This window comes from Enterocloster aldenensis (assembly GCF_003434055.1).
Taxonomy (GTDB): Bacteria; Bacillota; Clostridia; order Lachnospirales; family Lachnospiraceae; genus Enterocloster; species Enterocloster aldenensis.
The window spans coordinates 1-16,929 of sequence record NZ_QVEX01000027.1; the positions used below are offsets into that span (position 1 = coordinate 1).

15 protein-coding genes are annotated in these 16,929 nt (G+C 51.8%); all 15 read right to left on the reverse strand.

All coding sequences use genetic code 11. From position 1 onward, the window contains the following. Positions 1-162 precede the first annotated feature (162 nt). The 15 genes from DWX59_RS26975 to asrC all read right to left on the reverse strand — a co-directional run bounded on the left by DWX59_RS26975 (position 163) and on the right by asrC (position 16,925). Positions 163-1,644, reverse strand: coding sequence for a S41 family peptidase (locus DWX59_RS26975; protein ID WP_227117081.1), 1,482 nt, complete (start codon positions 1,642-1,644; stop codon positions 163-165). A gap of 44 nt (positions 1,645-1,688) precedes the next feature. Then, positions 1,689-2,897, reverse strand: a complete 1,209-nt coding sequence (locus tag DWX59_RS26980) for a murein hydrolase activator EnvC family protein (protein WP_117563246.1) — start codon at positions 2,895-2,897, stop codon at positions 1,689-1,691. Between the two features lie 33 nt (positions 2,898-2,930). After that, entirely contained in the window at positions 2,931-3,839 is a 909-nt protein-coding gene (locus DWX59_RS26985) for a cell division protein FtsX (protein ID WP_117563247.1), read from the reverse strand. A 6-nt stretch (positions 3,840-3,845) separates the two neighbouring features. After that, positions 3,846-4,514 (reverse strand): cell division ATP-binding protein FtsE, encoded by a 669-nt coding sequence (gene ftsE, locus DWX59_RS26990; protein WP_008726081.1) that lies wholly within the window; start codon positions 4,512-4,514, stop codon positions 3,846-3,848. Positions 4,515-4,527: 13 nt separating this feature from the next. After that, positions 4,528-5,616 (reverse strand): PucR family transcriptional regulator, encoded by a 1,089-nt coding sequence (locus DWX59_RS26995; RefSeq protein ID WP_117563248.1) that lies wholly within the window; start codon positions 5,614-5,616, stop codon positions 4,528-4,530. A 141-nt stretch (positions 5,617-5,757) separates the two neighbouring features. Then, positions 5,758-6,870: an ABC transporter ATP-binding protein gene (locus DWX59_RS27000; protein ID WP_117563249.1), complete on the reverse strand. Its 1,113-nt coding sequence runs from the start codon at positions 6,868-6,870 to the stop codon at positions 5,758-5,760. 227 nt (positions 6,871-7,097) lie between these two features. After that, on the reverse strand, positions 7,098-7,940 hold the full coding sequence (locus tag DWX59_RS27005; RefSeq protein WP_117563250.1) for a YitT family protein: 843 nt from the start codon (positions 7,938-7,940) through the stop codon (positions 7,098-7,100). 222 nt (positions 7,941-8,162) lie between these two features. Then, positions 8,163-8,996 (reverse strand): CvfB family protein, encoded by an 834-nt coding sequence (locus DWX59_RS27015; RefSeq protein ID WP_117563252.1) that lies wholly within the window; start codon positions 8,994-8,996, stop codon positions 8,163-8,165. Continuing rightward, complete coding sequence (locus DWX59_RS27020; protein ID WP_117563253.1) at positions 8,989-9,741, reverse strand: acyl-[acyl-carrier-protein] thioesterase; 753 nt, start codon at positions 9,739-9,741, stop codon at positions 8,989-8,991. The genes DWX59_RS27015 and DWX59_RS27020 overlap by 8 nt, the downstream gene beginning before the upstream one ends. Before the next feature lie 90 nt (positions 9,742-9,831). Beyond that, positions 9,832-11,034 (reverse strand): acetate/propionate family kinase, encoded by a 1,203-nt coding sequence (locus DWX59_RS27025; protein ID WP_117563286.1) that lies wholly within the window; start codon positions 11,032-11,034, stop codon positions 9,832-9,834. A gap of 211 nt (positions 11,035-11,245) precedes the next feature. After that, complete coding sequence (locus DWX59_RS27030; RefSeq protein WP_117563254.1) at positions 11,246-12,184, reverse strand: TDT family transporter; 939 nt, start codon at positions 12,182-12,184, stop codon at positions 11,246-11,248. A 4-nt stretch (positions 12,185-12,188) separates the two neighbouring features. Then, positions 12,189-13,436 (reverse strand): NAD(P)/FAD-dependent oxidoreductase, encoded by a 1,248-nt coding sequence (locus tag DWX59_RS27035; RefSeq protein WP_117563255.1) that lies wholly within the window; start codon positions 13,434-13,436, stop codon positions 12,189-12,191. After that, positions 13,433-13,855 carry a 4Fe-4S dicluster domain-containing protein gene (locus DWX59_RS27040; protein WP_117563256.1) on the reverse strand — a complete coding sequence of 141 codons (423 nt, stop codon included), beginning with the start codon at positions 13,853-13,855 and terminating at the stop codon, positions 13,433-13,435. Before DWX59_RS27040 ends, DWX59_RS27035 begins: the two co-directional genes overlap by 4 nt. Beyond that, positions 13,836-15,941, reverse strand: coding sequence for a molybdopterin oxidoreductase family protein (locus tag DWX59_RS27045; RefSeq protein ID WP_117563257.1), 2,106 nt, complete (start codon positions 15,939-15,941; stop codon positions 13,836-13,838). Before DWX59_RS27045 ends, DWX59_RS27040 begins: the two co-directional genes overlap by 20 nt. 21 nt (positions 15,942-15,962) lie before the next feature. Further along, positions 15,963-16,925 (reverse strand): sulfite reductase subunit C, encoded by a 963-nt coding sequence (gene asrC / locus DWX59_RS27050; RefSeq protein WP_117563258.1) that lies wholly within the window; start codon positions 16,923-16,925, stop codon positions 15,963-15,965. Positions 16,926-16,929: the final 4 nt, after the last annotated feature.

Sequence of the window (16,929 nt, forward strand, 5' to 3'; positions counted from 1 at the left end):
AAAACCTGGAACCAAACATAAAAAGAGCCCTTTTCATAGAACTGAAGCGGGATTTTAATAAATCCCACCCCAACTATTGACAAAGAGCCAATAAAACAGGAGTGGCTGCCGCCGGCAGACCACTCCCATATATCCCATTTTCCTTAACCAAACCAATGCCGTCTACTTCCCCAGTTTACCTTCCAGCACTTCAACCGCCTTCTGGATCTGGTTATCCTCCTCCGGCTTCACCACGGCCTGGGTCTTAAGCTTCTCATCCAGTTCCACTGCCACGTCCGGCTCAATCCCCTTTCCATGGAGGTCGAATCCGCTTGGTGTATAATAATGGGCAGTGGTAATCTTAATTGCAGAGCCGTCACCCAGAGGAATCAGGTTCTGTACGATTCCCTTTCCATAGCTGGTGGTCCCCACCACGGTTGCCCTGTCATAATCTTTCATGGCTCCTGTAAATACCTCGGAAGCGCTTGCAGAGTCTCCATTTATCAGGATGACCATGGGCAGGTCAAGCTCATGCTTGTCGGACGCAGTATATACATCGCCCTTCTCATTCTTATCAGCCGTGTACACAATCAGGGTCTTGCCCTCTCCCTTGTCGTACTTGGAAATATCATCTGGAAGAAGGTAATCCGCCATCTTCACGGCTCCGTCCAGGACACCGCCCGGATTGCTCCTCAGGTCGATGATCAGACCTTCCATGCCGTTTTTCTGAAGTTCGTCCACAGCAGCCTCAAACTGCTCCACTGTGATGATGTCAAACTCGCTGACAGCAATATATCCAATATTGCCATCCATCATCCTGTGCTCCACGGTGGGCACCTCAATCTTGCGCCGTTTCACGGTCAGGTCCACATACTCATCCTTATCCGCGCGGTAAACCGTAATCTTTACAGGCGTGCCTTCCTCGCCCTTGATATAGTTATTCACCAGCACATCCAGGCTCTCAGAAGCAACCATGGTTTCCCCCACCTTATAGATGATGTCCCCGGGCTGCATGCCTGCTTCCAGGGCAGGCGATCCTTCAAACACCTTTACGATGGTACAAAGGCCGGTGGTGCGGTTCTGGCTGATCATGGCGCCGATACCTGAATAGGTGCCCTTGGTGCTGTCCTGCAGCGACTTATAATCCGACTCCGAATAATACACAGAATATGGGTCGTCCAGACCTGCCAGCATGCCCCTGTAGATGAAATCCTCCACATTATCCGCATCCTCTTCATACAGGAAATATTCCCCTATAATCTGCTGGATTAAATCCATCTTGGCCGTCACACGCCCAAAATCCACGCCTTCCGGCTTCTTGGCCCCGCTTGAAATCGCAGGCGCCCGACCCTCTGTCTGGGTACCCGGCTGATGGTTCAGCACCTTTTTTCCGAAAATGTATATGCCGGCCGACATCCCCACCACAATCAGGCCCACAAAGGCAGTAACCAAGGCTCCGGCCAGTACCCCTGCCCAAAACCGGTTCCTTCCATTGCCCTGGCGTCCCTCGTTGTTCGGACGTCCCTCATTATCCGGGCGTCCTTCATTGCCCGGCCATCCTTTATCAGGATCCGGCTGCGGGCCGGGATATCTGCCGCCGGCGCCACCTGCCGGATTGCTGTTCCCATCCATATTTCTTTGTTGATTAAAATCGCGATTATCCAATTTAAGTCTCCTATCTGTCCCTTCTAATCTATACTTATGACGTATCAGGGGCTAACATAACTGCGGGGATTCACATAAGTCCCTCCTGAACGGATCCCAAAGTGCAGGTGGGAGCCGGTGGAATAGCCGGTGGACCCCACCTTTGCAATCACCTGCCCCTGCTTCACCTTCTCCCCCACCCCCACTAAAAGCTTGGAGCAGTGCATATAAACCGTGCTGACGCCGCCTCCATGGTCAAGCATGATATAATTGCCAGCTGAATAGCTGTATGTAGAAATCACCACCTCGCCGTCAGCCGCCGCAATGATATCCGCCCCTGTTGCAGCGCCGATATCCATTCCCTTGTGGTTGCTGGAAGCGCCCTCTGTGGGCGATTCCCTGTCCCCAAAATTGGAGGTGATACGGCTGCTGGACGGACAGGGCCACTTAAAACTAATATTCCCCAAATTTGATACGGTATACGTTTTGCCGGCCGCCTCTGCCTTTTTCCTGGCTTCCTCTTCCCTGCGCTTCATCTCAGCCTCGATTTTCTTCATCTGGTCTTCCTGGGCTTTGATGTCCGCATTGTACTGGTCAATCTCAGACTGGGCCGATGCGATCTTGGAATTATAGGAATCCAGCTCTGACTTTTTGGAATCCATCAGCTTCTGCATGGACGCCTGTTTGGCCTGGGTGGTCTCCTGCAGCACCAGGAGTCCCTGGTGTTCTTCCTCAAGATTCTTTTCCCTGTCCGCCACCTCATCCTTTACAGCCGCATATTCCTTTAACATCTTCCTGTCATATTCAGCAATCTGGCTCACATATTCAGCCCTGTTGAGAAGCTCGGAAATGCTTCCGGACTCCATGACCATATCCACAAAACTGCTCTCCCCGTTTTCATACATGTACTTAATGCGCAGCTTCATGGTGCTGTACTGATGTTCTTCCACACCCTTTGCTTCCTCTAACTGTGCCTTTGCTGTCCCTATCTCTGACTCCTTAACCGCAATCTGTGCCTCCAGACGTGACAGTTCATCTGACAGTTCCGATAAGCTGCCATCCAGCTTCTTTACATAGGCAGCCGTATCCGCTTTCAGCGTTTCCAGCTGGTTCAGGGTGCTCTCTACTTTTTTCTTTTCCTCTTCCAGGGCCGAAACCTGCTTTTTGGCGTCCTCAATCTCCACGTTCGTGGCATAGGAAGAAAATGCGCACATCCCTCCCATGAGAAGGCCGCCGGCCAGGACCGCTGCCCTGATTCCTCTGTTTCCCTTCATGGAACGCTCCTTTCCCAAAGTTTCAGACACGCCCTATACCTTCAGATGGCGGTGGATCGTGAAAAAGCTTACAAAGAAGCCGATTCCAATCCCCAGCGCACCTGCCGTACCCGCCATATAAGGGAAAATATCCCCCAGGGCAATGGGCCTGAAAATCCCTGTTATCATCTGATACTGTTCATTTACATAGATAACCGCTTTCTGATACAGGAAATACATCCCAATCAAGGGGATTACCGCCCCAAAGGCGCCTAACAGCACCCCTTCCACCACAAAAGGCGCCCGTATCATATAATTGGTAGCCCCTATGAACCGCATGATTTCATTTTCACGCCGTCTGAAGGAGGCTGCCACCGAAATTGTGTTGCTGATAAGGAACACGGCCACTGCCAGCAGCACGCCGATAATGACCACGGACAACGCCCCGATCATCCTGCCCGCACTGGTAAAGCCCGCGACCGCTGCGCTGGAATAGCGCACCTTGCGCACGCCCTCCATACCGTTAAGGCGTTCCACGATTCTCTCCTGGTCATCCAGGCTGTTTAAGAAAATCTCATAGGAAGCAGAGCCTGACAGCGGGTTATCATCCGCAAACCCTTCAGCCAGTTCCTCCATCCCCTCAAAATACTGTATTTTAAAATTCTCCCATGCCTGTTCGGCCGATACATAATTGACCTCCCTGACCTCTCCCCAGCTTCGGATATCATCGCCTGCTGCCAGAATCTGTTCCTCCGGCAGCTGCTCGTCAAAGAACACGGTTATGCCAACCGTTGTCTGTGCTGTCTCCGAAACATTCTGCACATTGGCCACCAGGGCAAAAAAAAGACAGAATAAAAAAATACATGCAGAAATAGTCGCTATGGAAGCCAGCGAAAACAAAATATTCCTGCATATATTAATGACGCCCTGTTTCAGGCAATACCAAAATGTACTGATCCTCATTGCTGTTTATTTGCCCCTCTCATCACTGATAATCGACCCCCGTTCCATGGTAATGACACGCTTATTCATCTCATCCACCATTTCCTGACTGTGTGTGACCACAATCACAGTTGTCCCCCTCTGGTTGATTTCCTCCAGAAGCTTCATGATTCCGTGGGTGTTAAAGCTGTCCAGATTACCTGTGGGCTCATCCGCCAGAAGTACTTCCGGATTATTGATGAGAGCCCTGGCAATGGCCACCCTCTGCTGCTCTCCTCCGGAAAGCTGCCTGGGATACGCCTTGTACTTGGAAGACAGCCCAACCAGACGGAGCATCTCCGGCACGGTCTCTTTAATCACCCGGCCAGGCACCCCGATTACCCTTTGGGCAAATGCCACATTCTCAAACACAGTGCGGTCTTTCAGGAGTCTGAAATCCTGAAAGACCACGCCTAGTCTTCTCCGATATTTGGGAATATACCGTCTCGGCATCCTTCCCAGGTCCATATCGTTTACCACGATACGCCCCTTTGTGGGTTCCAGTTCCTTTAAAAGCAGTTTCATCAGCGTGCTTTTGCCGGAACCGCTCCTGCCTACAATGAATACAAATTCCCCGTCATCAATGGTAAGGGAAATATCCTTCACGGCCTTGCTGCCGGTTTCATAGGTCTTGCATACGCGGCTTAATTCTATCATCTGTTACTCCGGTCTAATAGTCAAGGCTCTCCATATACTTCATATACTTTGCAACCATCAGCGCAATCTTAAACGTGATGGCATCCTCAAAGATACGAAGATCCAGGCCCGTGCTCTTCTGAAGCTTATCCAGACGGTATACCAGGGTGTTGCGGTGGATATACAGCTGTCTGGAAGTCTCAGACACGTTCAGGCTGTTCTCAAAGAACTTGTTAATGGTGGCAAGTGTCTCCTCGTCAAAGTCATCCGGTGACTTGCCGTCAAACACTTCGCGGATAAACATCTTGCACAGCGGAATGGGAAGCTGGTAAATCAGGCGTCCGATTCCCAGGTTGTTGTATGCAATCACATTCTTGCTGGCATAGAAAATCTTTCCTACATCCAGGGCCATCTTGGCCTCCTTGTAAGAACGTGATACTTCCTTAATATCGTTAATCGTGGTTCCGTAGGAAACCCGCACCTTGGTCATGGCCTCGGTGTTCAGCATATCCAGGATGGTGTTGGCAGTCTTATCCAACTCGCCGTAGGATTCACCCTGACGGACTTCCTTCACAAGTATGATGTTCTTCTCATCCACGGCCGTGATAAAGTCCTTGGTCTTGGATGCAAACAGGCTCCTTACGGTCTCCAGTGCATTGACATCCTTCTCATTGTGGGTCTCGATGATGAATACAACACGCTTTACGTCCGTGTCAATGTGCAGCTTCTTGGCCCTGTTATAGATATCCACCAGAAGCAGGTTGTCCAGAAGCAGGTTCTTGATGAAGTTGTCCTTATCAAAACGCTCCTTGTATGCCACTAACAGGTTCTGGATCTGGAATGCCGCAAGCTTTCCTACCATATATACATCATCGCTTGCACCCTTGGCAAGGAGGATGTATTCCAGCTGGTGTTCATCGAACACCTTAAAAAACTGGTAACCCTGAATCACCTGGCTGTCTGCCGGTGAATCCACAAACACCAATATGGAGCTTTCGGAATCCTCTGCATCTGTAAATGTGGATGCCAGCACTTTTCCCTCTGTATCACATATACCCAAATCAATTCTCGTAATTGCTTTTAATCCATCAAGTGTGGTCTGAAGTATCTGATTTGAAATCATTCTATAATCTCCTTTTCAAACGTATTCGGAGTAACTAATATCCCTATTTTCATATTTTAATGCAAAATTACAAAAAAAGCAAGAGAGTTGTATACTCTCCTGCTTCTTTTTACCTTAATTTTCATTTACGGAATATGAAAGTTAGTTAAGAACTACAAGTTCCGTGTCCTTGTCAAAAATATGGATCTTCTCTAAATCCAATGCCAGCTGGATGGTATCGCCTGGTCTGGCTGTGGTACGCGGGTTTACCTTGGCGGTAAAATCAGCGTCATCAATATCAAAGTACAGCAGGACCTCGGAACCTAACATCTCGTATACGCGGATGGTGGCATCAAAAACGCTCTTGGGTGACATGGAAAGGAAGGATTCCTCATCATGCAGGTCTTCCGGACGGATACCAAGGGTAACTGTCTTGCCCACATAACCTGCTTCCTCCAGCTTCTTTGCCTTTCCTTCCGGAAGCGCAACCGTGTGTCCGCCAAAGCTGAGCGTCACATCACTGCCATCCTTGCCCACTGCCGCATCAATCATGTTCATCTGAGGTGCTCCGATGAATCCTGCAACGAACTTATTGCATGGCTTATCATACAGATTCTGCGGGCTGTCCACCTGCTGGATCACGCCGTCCTTCATGACTACAATCCTGGTTCCCAGTGTCATGGCCTCGGTCTGGTCATGTGTTACATAGATGATGGTTGTCTCCAGTCTCTGATGAAGCTTGGAAATCTCAACACGCATCTGGCCTCTTAACTTGGCGTCCAGGTTGGACAGCGGCTCGTCCATCAGGAATACCTTGGGACTGCGGACAATGGCGCGGCCCATGGCAACACGCTGTCTCTGACCGCCGGAAAGCGCTTTCGGCTTACGGTCCAGAAGATGCTCCAGGTCAAGGATCCTAGCTGCATTACGTACTTTCTGGTCAATCTCGTCCTTTGGTGTCTTTCTCAGTTTCAGGCCGAATGCCATGTTATCATATACGGACATATGAGGATAAAGGGCATAGTTCTGGAATACCATTGCAATATCCCTGTCCTTTGGTTCAACATCGTTCACCAGCTTGTCATCGATGTAAAGTTCGCCGGAAGAAATGTCCTCCAGACCAGCAATCATACGAAGGGTGGTGGACTTACCACATCCTGAAGGTCCTACGAAAATAATGAATTCCTTATCTTTAATTTCCAGATTAAACTCTTTAACTGCAACGAAACCGTTTGGATATTTCTTAGTTACATTCTTCAGTAATAAACTAGCCATCCTGTCTTTTCCTCCTAAAATTCGCTTTGCTTACATGCATGAACGCCTTTCGTGTAACTGTTAATATCATACATGAAAGCAATTGAGGAATCCATATTGTAAATCCACAAAATCCATTTTGGGGATTTAGCTAATTTGTATACGAAAAAAAAAATGTGCTGTAAATCACAATGCATTCCAATATTTTCCGTAAATTTTTTGTTAATTATGTTAATCAAACCCGGAAATCAATGAAATTCAATGAATCCTTCGCCAAAAACTTCTCTTGCATCACTAACAATCACAAAGGCTTTGGGGTCAAACTCGGCCACAATTTCTCTGATTTGCACAATTTCTTTCTTGGAAACCACACAGAAAAGCATCTTCTTCTCCTGGTCCGAGTACATGCCCCTGGCTTCCAGGCTGGTAACCCCCCGGCCCATGCGCTCCATGATGGCATCCGCAATCTGTCCGTATACATCAGAGATGATGTATGCCTGCTTTGAGAATTTAAGCCCTTCAATCAGTCCGTCCGTCACCTTTGCAACACAGAAAATGGCTATCAGGGCGTACAAGGCGCTTCGGATTCCAAACACGGACGCGCCGGCTATCACAATCAGCCCGTCCAGCACCTGCATGATCTGGGCCAGGGTATAATGCTTCATCCGTTTCTGGATCAGGGCTGCCAGCATATCGGTGCCGCCCGTGGTACAGCTGGTCAGGAACACCATCCCGGTGCCCACGCCGCTTATGATGCCTCCGAACAGGGCTGACAGCAGGATGTCATTTCCCATGTATGAGCCTTCGGGCAGGATATAGAGGGAAACGGAAAGCATCACGGTTGCAAATAAGGTGCGCTTGATGAATTTCCATCCCATGACAAACAGGCCCGCCGCAAACAGCGGGATATTGAGAAGGGTATTGGTCAGCCACAAAGGCACGGACCACAGCTCCTTTGCAATGATGGCCAGGCCAGACACGCCTCCTGTTACCATGCTGACCGGGTCATATATATTTTTTATTGCAAATCCGATAAGGAATGTCCCTGCCACAATAAGGATATAATCCACTGCCGTGCTTCTCCTGTTCATATTCACATCTCCCTCTCCACCCTAAGGTGTATTTGTAAGCCGCGCCCTGATTTGGGAACCGCGCCCTGCCGTCCGTGTGTTCCCGTGGTCTCCCTATACCCTGCCCCGGCACACCCTGGTACATAAAAAGGCAGCCGCCTGATATGGGGCTGCCTGATCATTCCATCTGCGGTTGTGCATATTAATCTGCATCCATCTGCATTCCCCCGCATCTATCCGCATTCATATACGCTCAATGGTCTTCTCCGTAATACGGATCCTGCCTTCCTTCAGAAGGCGGCCAACCGCACGCTTAAATGCGTTCTTACTCATGTGGAACTCGCGCATGATCACATCCGGATTGGCCCTGTCATTGAATGGAAGCACCCCGTCAAAATCATCAATCACCTTGAGCACGGCCTCTGCATCCGTCCCCATCTGCACATGGGCCTTCTCCCGGGCACACAGATCCAGCTTCCCGTCGTCGCGCACCCTGGTCACCCTGGCCTGCACCGTATCGCCTTCCCGGAACTTCCCGAAAAGCTCCTTCTTTGGTATCAGCCCATAATATTTATTGTCCACTGCCACAAATGCCCCAATGGTATCATTAATCTCATAAACCGTGCCATTCACCCAGTCATCCGCCTTATACGGGGACTGGTTGCTCATATGGGAATATACCCGCATGGTGGCTGCCAGGCGCCTGCTCTTGTCCACATAAAGGGTAACAAGGCAGCGCTCCCCCTTGCGCACCGGATGGGTCTGTTCCTTGAACGGCAGCAGCAGGTCCTTCTCCAGGCCCATGTCCAGAAAAGCGCCGATTTTAGCCACATCCTTTACCTCCAGCATGGCTGTCTCCCCCACCTGCAGCTTGGGGGCGGCCGTGGTGGCAATCAGCCGGTCCGAGGAATCCTTGTAGATGAACACCTGTATCCTATCCCCTACCTTTGCCCCTTCCGGCACCTGCTTCTTTGGCAGGAGGACCGATGCCTCATCCCCTGCGTTCTCGCCAACGTATACGCCGAAATCTTTTTCCCTTAATATCTCAAGTTCCTGTACTTTTCCTAATTCAATCATCGTTCTCCCCCTCTGGTCCGGCCTCTTCTTCCGGTTCGGTCCGCAGCCATATCACTGCGCAGGCGTCATCCTTGGTATTGTTTAATGCAACCGTCCACACATGGTCCGGCTCCTGGCTGACATGGGGAATGATGACATCACCCAGCACAGCCGCTTTCTTATAGTCTGCCCGTATTTCCCTGATTTTAAGCCCTTCCGGGATAGATTCCCTGGCCATATCCACATACTGGGCATTATTCACATGATGGTTGGTGTCAATATGATGCCGCGCCACCACAATCGGTTCCCCTGTCTCATAAATTTCCGGCACCGCTATCTTCCTGGGCGCCGGGCCCAGTTCAAGGGGCGCCTCCCTGTCTCCGTACGGCTCCGTGTCCTCCGGCCGCACCCGGATCGGCATGTTCTTCTCCGTATCATAGAGGAACCACACGGATGCAGCCCTGACACAGTCGCCGCCCGTTTCATCCCGGATCACAAAGTCGCGGTATCCGTAAATCCCCCTGGAGGAACAGTGCCATGTCCCTACCACCAGACGTTCCCCAAGCTTTGGATAGCGGTCAACCAAAATCCTCCAGGAGGACAGAAGCCACGCCCTGTGGCCGGTGTCCAGGTACTCCACCCCAACCCTTGCATCCTCTGACTGGAAGGTGCTGCAGTCCTGCATATAGTTGATGATCCCGGTAAGTGAGAGCTGCCCGCGTTCGTCCGTCTCACTGTAACGGACCCTGCTGTTAATCGTATACATATTTACCTCGTTCTGTGTTTCGTTTTGCCTTTCATCATGAATCCTATCATGAATCAGCGTACCAAGCCATTGTATCACATATAAAGCGGATTATACAAGCCCTTCCGCCACCGCGGCAGCCTCCCGGGCAATCTCCAGTTCCTCATTGGTCTTTATGACCAGCACATTGACCCGGGAGGTGCCGTCCGATATCTTCACAGCCTCTGCCTGCTCCCGGTTCTTTACCTCGTCAATGGCAATGCCCAGGTATTCCAGATAACTGCATATCTCCTCACGTATATCGGAATCATTTTCACCGATTCCGGCCGTAAAGACAATGTTGTCCACGCCGTTCATGGCAGCGGCATAGCTGCCCACGTACTTGGCCACCCTGTATGCGAATATCTCCCTGGCCAGGGCCGCCTTTTCATGGTATTTGATTTCCGCGTCCTTTAACTCCCGAAAGTCACTGGAAAAGTTCTTGGATATGCCCAGTACGCCGGATTCCTGGTTCAGTATGGCCACAATCTGGCGGATGTCCAGGTCCTCTTTTTTAGCAAGGTACTCCAGCGCCCCTGCATCCACATCCCCGCAGCGGGTTCCCATCACCAGCCCTTCCAGAGGCGTGAAGCCCATGGAGTTATCCACCACCTGCCCGTATTTGACCGCACAGATACTGGCGCCGTTTCCCAGATGGCAGACAATGGTCTTCACCCGCCCCGGGTCCTGTCCCATGAACTGGGCCGCCCTGCGTGAAACATACTTATGGCTGATCCCATGGAAACCGTAGCGGCGTATTTTATGCCTTTCGTAGTATTTATAGGGAAGGCCGTACAGAAATGCCTTGGGTTCCATGGTCTGGTTAAATGCCGTATCAAACACCCCCACCATCAGGGTGTCCGGCATCAGCTGGCGGCAGGCCTCCACACCCACCAGATTGGCGGGGTTATGGAGGGGCGCCAGGTCATTGCACTCTGTCATGGCATGGATGACTTCTTCGCTGATGACAACAGAGCCAGTGAACTTCTCCCCTCCGTGGACCAGCCGGTGGCCCACCACGTCAATCTCGGAAAACGCCCGGATCACACCCCTGTCCGGGTCTGACAGCGTGTCAAGGATGGTATGTACCGCCTGCTTGTGGTCCTCCATGGGAACCCGCTCCTTCAAGGAAACGCCTGTATCTGTTTTATAGGTAAAGCGGCCGTCAATCCCAATCCGTTCACAAAGTCCCTTTGCAAGGACCCGCTCGGTTTCCGAATCAATCACCTGGAATTTCAGTGAGGAACTGCCGCTGTTGATAACCAGAATTTTCATGTGACCCTCCCCTTTCCCCTTGGAAATGCCTGAATACCCATCCTGTTGTCCCAGGAAAATACTTGTTAGGGAAATTATATACCAGTTCCCTGACGGTGTCCATAAAAATATGCGCCCGCTAAAGCGGACGCATATTTTTATGAAATGGGTATATGGAATGGATATATGGAATAAGAATCCATCCATGACGCAAGGGTAAACCAGATGATTGTCAGCCCGCCTTCTTGCCGGTGCCAAAGAGCATTTTCAGGAAACCGAACAATACCATGCCGATGATGGCCGTTGTCAGATAAATCTGTACACCGGCAATCTGTTTCACCACATAACCAAGGGTCTCCTGGCCCGCGCCCGTGAAAAAGGCAGCCGCCTTGTTGGAGGCCACGATCCCGATTGCCATGGGGAAGGTAAGCCCTGCAAAGCCAGGTGCAAAGGGAACTGCAAAAAATACGGGCAGCTTGATGATGATGAATGCCAGGGAGGCAAGAACACAGAAAAACAGGATGCCCACAAGAGCCATGCTTGGTTCCTGGGCCAGGTTCAGGTAGCTTGCCAGGCAAAGGCTGCAGGGAGCCAGCACAATGGCCTGGGTGTGGCAGAACACCGGTTTTACTTCCCTTGTGGCCAGCCTCCACACCATGAAGGGGATGGTAATGGTGTAAATGCACAGGCCCCAGACCAGCACGGCCTTAGCCATGAAAGGAGGCAGCATGGCAGCCCCCACCACGGTGGATACCATGATTCCGTTAAATGTAACGAACCAGCTTGGGACAAAGGTATCAAGCTTCACTCCGCCAAACACATTATTAAACAGGAAAACCAGGATATGTACGGCGTGGATACAGACAGCCGCAATCAGGATGATCCTGGCAGGCCCCGGAGCCCAGTCCTTATAATAGCTGCACAGGATCATGGTTACCATGGTGATTCCCGCATAGAGGCTGGCCGGGACCGTATTCTTATATTCCCCCTTTGCAACGGAAGGGTAAAGGATGATTTTTCCCATATAACACAGCAGCACCGCCGTGGCCGCCCACATGGTCAGATGACGGATCCAGTCATATCCAAGTCCCTGATAGATATTGCTCAGCGTTGCCGCGCCCAGCATGGTGGCCACTACCGGGATGGGCATGTTTTTCAGTCTCTCTTTCATAGGCTTAAGCCTCCTCATAATAGAATTCAAAGTTCTCCTTTGTATGGAAGAAATCTGAGTAATCAATCTCAAATAATGGCTTCTTCACTTTTGATACATCTATCTTCCCTGCAATCAGCTGGGTAAGCACACCGCCGTAGGACAGATCTCCCTGAAGGATGGCGCCGTATATCTTTCCGTTTTTATGGATGACCTTCCGGTAAATGCCGTCCTTGTCTTCCATGACCACATCATAGCTGTCATCCGGCCTTTCCGGGATTCCCAATGACATGGTGGGGATGCCCAGGAAATTCATGGTGGACTTGCTGGCAAAAAAGTCGTCCATGGTAGCCCTCCTGCCATTTGCCCCATGGCCCATTGCCATATTCACCGCAGCCACCATGCCCTGCTTCACTGCCGCGGGCCAGATGGGGGAACGTCCGGTCACATCGCCTGCGCCGTATATGTCAGGAACACTGGTCTGCCCGTACCGGTCAATCACAAGGCCAAACCGGTCGCACTCCACATCGGACCCTTTCAGGAAATCAATGTTGGGGCGCACGCCTGCGGTGACGACCAGCATATCACATGCCAGTTCGGAACCGTCGGTCAGCTTCAGGGATGTGACGGTTCCCTCCTGCTGACACACTTCCCGGATGCCCACGCCCAGATGCAGGACGATACCTTTATGTTCCATGGCCTTTTCATAGGTTCCTGAACTTCTTGCATCCAGCTGTTTTGCCAGCAGATGCCCTTCCATCTCAACCAACCCCACCTTTTTCCCAAGGCGGAGGAATCCAACCGCTGCGTCCAGCCCCGTAAGGCCGCCGCCCATGACCACGATGTGTTCCGCCTTCACGGCCCCTTTCTTAATGGCTTCCACTTCGTCCAGGTTATGGAAGCCGTACACGCCCTCTGTTCCCAACAGTCCCTTAACGGCCGGCAGGAGCGTGTGGGAGCCGGTAGCAATCAGGAGCCGGTCATAGGCAATGCTGGTCCCATCTGAAAGGCATACCTGTTTTTCTTTATCATCCAGCCCCGTACAGGTGACGCCTTTTCTCCAGTCTGCCTTGTACCTGTCCTCAAAATCATCCTCTGCAAAACAGAGTTCCTCCTTTGTCCGCATATTGCCCAGATAATGGTGCAGGATACATCTGGAATATATCGAGCTGTCCTTAGATACCAGGATGATTTCAGCTTCCGGACACTGCTTTCTCAGCTGCCGCACGCCGTTTATCCCTGCGGCAGACGCGCCTAATACCACATATCTCATTCATCCACCTCCTCCAGTGTGATTGCATTCATGGGACAGATTTCCACGCACATGGGCTTAGGGGTACCATCCTCCGTCCGGTGCACGCACATGTTGCATTTCATGATTTCCTTATGCTCCAGCCGGTCGCTCTTTAACACGCCGTAGGGACAGGCCATGATGCACATATAACAGCTGGCGCACTTCTCCTTGTCATATTCCACAAAACCAGTATCCGGATCCTTATGCATGGCCCCGGTCATACAGGTGTAGGCACATTCCGGGCGCTGGCAATGACGGCAGAATATGGGCGCGCATTTTGCCCCGCTGTCAATGACCACCCGGTTCCTGGCATCGCAGCTTTCATGGCTGACCACACAGGCTGTGACACAGGTCAGGCAGCCAATGCAGCGGCTCCTGTCAATTTTTATCCGAAGCATATGCATTTCCTCCTTCTATTTTCTCAAACCACACAGGTGTTGCCTTGTAGGACGGCTCCTTGGAATATGGGTCGTAAATGGATGGGGTAAGCCGGTTGCACTCAATGTAATGGATGGGCGCGTAAAGCTCCCCGGGCCTTACCTGCTCCGATATCCTGACCCTCAGATCGGCCTGCTGCCCGTTGGCGGAGTGGACCCGGACCCAGTTGTTTTCCTCAATATGCCCGGCGGCGGCCGTGTCCGGATTCATATACAGGTATGCCTCCTTTGCCGACACATCCCCGATAAACCGCACCTCGCTGGTCCTGGACTGGGTATGCCACTGACCCACGCTGCCGCGTCCCGTGTTGAGCACATATGGGAACCCTTGCGTCGCAGGCAGCGGGTTCTCCTTAGGCGCTTCAAACTTAAACTGCGCCTTCCTGCTGGGTGTAAAGAAACAGCCGTCGCCGTAAAGCCTGCGCTCATCCTCGTCAAGGACATCCCCTTCCCTGAACGGCCACTGGATTCCGTGGGAATCCTCTAACATTTCCCAGGTAATGCCGGTAATGTCACAGGGCATGCCTTTTGAACATTTCTTCATCAGCTCAAAGCATCCCCTGGGGGTTTCCCAGCCATTCAGGAGACTGCCCATACCCAGGGCCTTTCCAACGCCCAGGATGGCCTCGTAGTCCGTAATCTCATTTTCCCCTTTCTCAAGGCAGGGGCGCATGGCGGAAAGGCGCCTCTCCAGGTTGATGTAGGTCCCCTCTTTCTTGATTCCCGGAACCACGGGGAAGAATACCGTACATTCCTCAGCGCTTTCAATGGTGTCATAGATATCCTGGACCACAAAGAGCTCCAGCTTCTTCACCGCGCTGGCAAATGTCTCGTTGTTGGTCCAGCTGTGCCTTGGATTGGTGCACAGGATCCATAGGCCTTTAATCCTTCCCTCATTGATCCCCTCAATGATCTGGTTATAGGTGGCTGTGGGCTTCTCAGCCAGCACGCCCTCGTCCACCCCCAGCGCCTTTGCCACACTGGCGCGCCTGGCCGGATTGGTGAAATCCCCGCCCGCATAAAGCACAGCCGTATTGCTGTAGGCCCTGGAGCCCATGGCGTTGCACTGGCCTGTGATGGAATTGGCCCCGGTTCCCGGACGGCCTATGTTGCCTGTCATCAGCGCGATGTTGATGATGGACTGGGCGGTGCGCACTGCCTCGTATCCCTGGTTCACGCCCATGGTCCACCAGAAGGAAACACGCTTCCCGCTGTGGATCAGCCCGGCCAGCTCAAGGACCTGCTCTTTTGAAAGCCCGGTCGTCTCCTCCACATTGTCCAGGGTGTAATCCTTCACGAACTCCTTAAATTCCTCATATCCTTCTGTGTGCGCTTCTATATATTCCTTACAGACATATCCCTTATCAATGAGCACCCCCGCCAGGATGTAGAACAGCCTCAGGTCCCCCCTGCATTTAACCGGATACCAGTAATCCGCGTTCATGGCTGTTTCTGATTTCCTGGGGTCAATGACAATCACCTTCTTGTCAGGGTTCTGGCGTACCCGTTTCCACAGGACCGGGTGGGCCACCACCGGATTGGCCCCCACGAATATGATGGTATCGGAAAGCTCCAGGTCCTTAAGCGTATATCCCGGCGCGTCAAATCCATAACTCTGCTTATGCGCAACCACTGCGGTTGCCATGCACAGCCGGGTATTGCCGTCCACATTGGTCCCCAGATAATTCCTCATCACATGGCCGAACAGTGCAAATTCCTCCATGGTAAGCTGACCCGTGCTGATTCCGGCCACGCTCTCTTTCCCGTATTTCTCCTGCAGTTCCTTCAGCTTATCCGCAACATGAGAAAAACCCTCATCCCATGTGACCTCCTTCATGGAACCGTCTGCCTGGCGTATCTTTGGAAGGGGCGATGTCTTTACCACGGTCTGCTGTCTGTCCAGGGAAAGCCCCTTGATGCAGCAGAACCCGTCATTGACCGGATACCCCTTGGTGGGCAGCACCTTCACGATCCGCCCATCCTCCACGTAAAAATCCATGTTGCAGTCCAGGGCACAGTAGTTGCAGGTTGATTGTACCTTTTTCATGCGTTCCTTACTCCTTCCCCATTAATATTTTATCCCGCTCCAGTAAATCCGCTCCTCAAGTTCAGCCAGGTCCGGCAGGGACACGTCCTTAAGGGCCCACTTCTTAAACTCCTTAAACCCGGTCCGGTCCACGATGTACCCGATATGTTCCTTGCCGCCGGGCGCCTCCGGGTCAATGTATTCCTTCACATACTCATAGGTGTTTGTGATGATTTTTAAAATCCCCTCCTCATCCGCCCACTTGATGAAATCCTCCCCCATGCGCGGATTCTTCTTGCCGGTCCTTCCAAGAAGGGTCAGGCGGTAATACTTTTTTTCACTGCGCACCCATGCCCTGGTAGGACACTGGATGACACACTCGCCGCAGCCAATGCACTTTTCATGATTCCTCTGCACCCGGTAGTTTACGGTTTTCAGGGCGCCGACCGATTTTTTCTCACAGGCTTTCACACAGGCGCCGCAGCTGACACAGCGGTCCTGCCTGTATTCCGGTTTTGTCATTCCCATGATGCCAAAATCATGCATCCTGACCTTGGCGCAGTCATTGGGACACCCGGTCAGGGCCACCTTTACATGAAGGTCATTGGGAAATACCGCCTTTTCAATCTTAAATGCAAATTCGCTGGTATCGTAGCAGGCATAGGGACAGACCTTATTGCCCACGCAGGCGGAAATATTCCTGGTACCCGACGCCGGATATCCGCGGCCCGGCTGGTCCTGGTTAATCCCGATGCCCTGTATGATGGGCTGTAAAAGCTCATTTACCTTATCCATGTCCTCATACCGGATGCCTGGGATCTCAAACCCCTGACGCACCGTCATGTGGACGCTGCCATTACCATACTGCTGGGCAATCTCCTGTATCATTGACAGGTACCTTGCATCCAGGTGTCCGCCCGGCACCCTGACGCGGGATGCGGTCAGTCCGCGCTCCTTGGTGACGCGGAAGGCATTTTTCTTTAACTTCTTTGTATTGATATCCATTACA

Coding starts and splice junctions, on each gene's coding strand:
- DWX59_RS26980 (WP_117563246.1), bottom strand. CDS start 2,897: ATGAAGGGAAACAGAGGAATCAGGGCAGCGGTCCTGGCCGGCGGCCTT.
- DWX59_RS26985 (WP_117563247.1), bottom strand. CDS start 3,839: ATGAGGATCAGTACATTTTGGTATTGCCTGAAACAGGGCGTCATTAAT.
- ftsE (WP_008726081.1), bottom strand. CDS start 4,514: ATGATAGAATTAAGCCGCGTATGCAAGACCTATGAAACCGGCAGCAAG.
- DWX59_RS26995 (WP_117563248.1), bottom strand. CDS start 5,616: ATGATTTCAAATCAGATACTTCAGACCACACTTGATGGATTAAAAGCA.
- DWX59_RS27000 (WP_117563249.1), bottom strand. CDS start 6,870: ATGGCTAGTTTATTACTGAAGAATGTAACTAAGAAATATCCAAACGGT.
- DWX59_RS27005 (WP_117563250.1), bottom strand. CDS start 7,940: ATGAACAGGAGAAGCACGGCAGTGGATTATATCCTTATTGTGGCAGGG.
- DWX59_RS27015 (WP_117563252.1), bottom strand. CDS start 8,996: ATGATTGAATTAGGAAAAGTACAGGAACTTGAGATATTAAGGGAAAAA.
- DWX59_RS27020 (WP_117563253.1), bottom strand. CDS start 9,741: ATGTATACGATTAACAGCAGGGTCCGTTACAGTGAGACGGACGAACGC.
- DWX59_RS27025 (WP_117563286.1), bottom strand. CDS start 11,034: ATGAAAATTCTGGTTATCAACAGCGGCAGTTCCTCACTGAAATTCCAG.
- DWX59_RS27030 (WP_117563254.1), bottom strand. CDS start 12,184: ATGAAAGAGAGACTGAAAAACATGCCCATCCCGGTAGTGGCCACCATG.
- DWX59_RS27035 (WP_117563255.1), bottom strand. CDS start 13,436: ATGAGATATGTGGTATTAGGCGCGTCTGCCGCAGGGATAAACGGCGTG.
- DWX59_RS27040 (WP_117563256.1), bottom strand. CDS start 13,855: ATGCTTCGGATAAAAATTGACAGGAGCCGCTGCATTGGCTGCCTGACC.
- DWX59_RS27045 (WP_117563257.1), bottom strand. CDS start 15,941: ATGAAAAAGGTACAATCAACCTGCAACTACTGTGCCCTGGACTGCAAC.
- asrC (WP_117563258.1), bottom strand. CDS start 16,925: ATGGATATCAATACAAAGAAGTTAAAGAAAAATGCCTTCCGCGTCACC.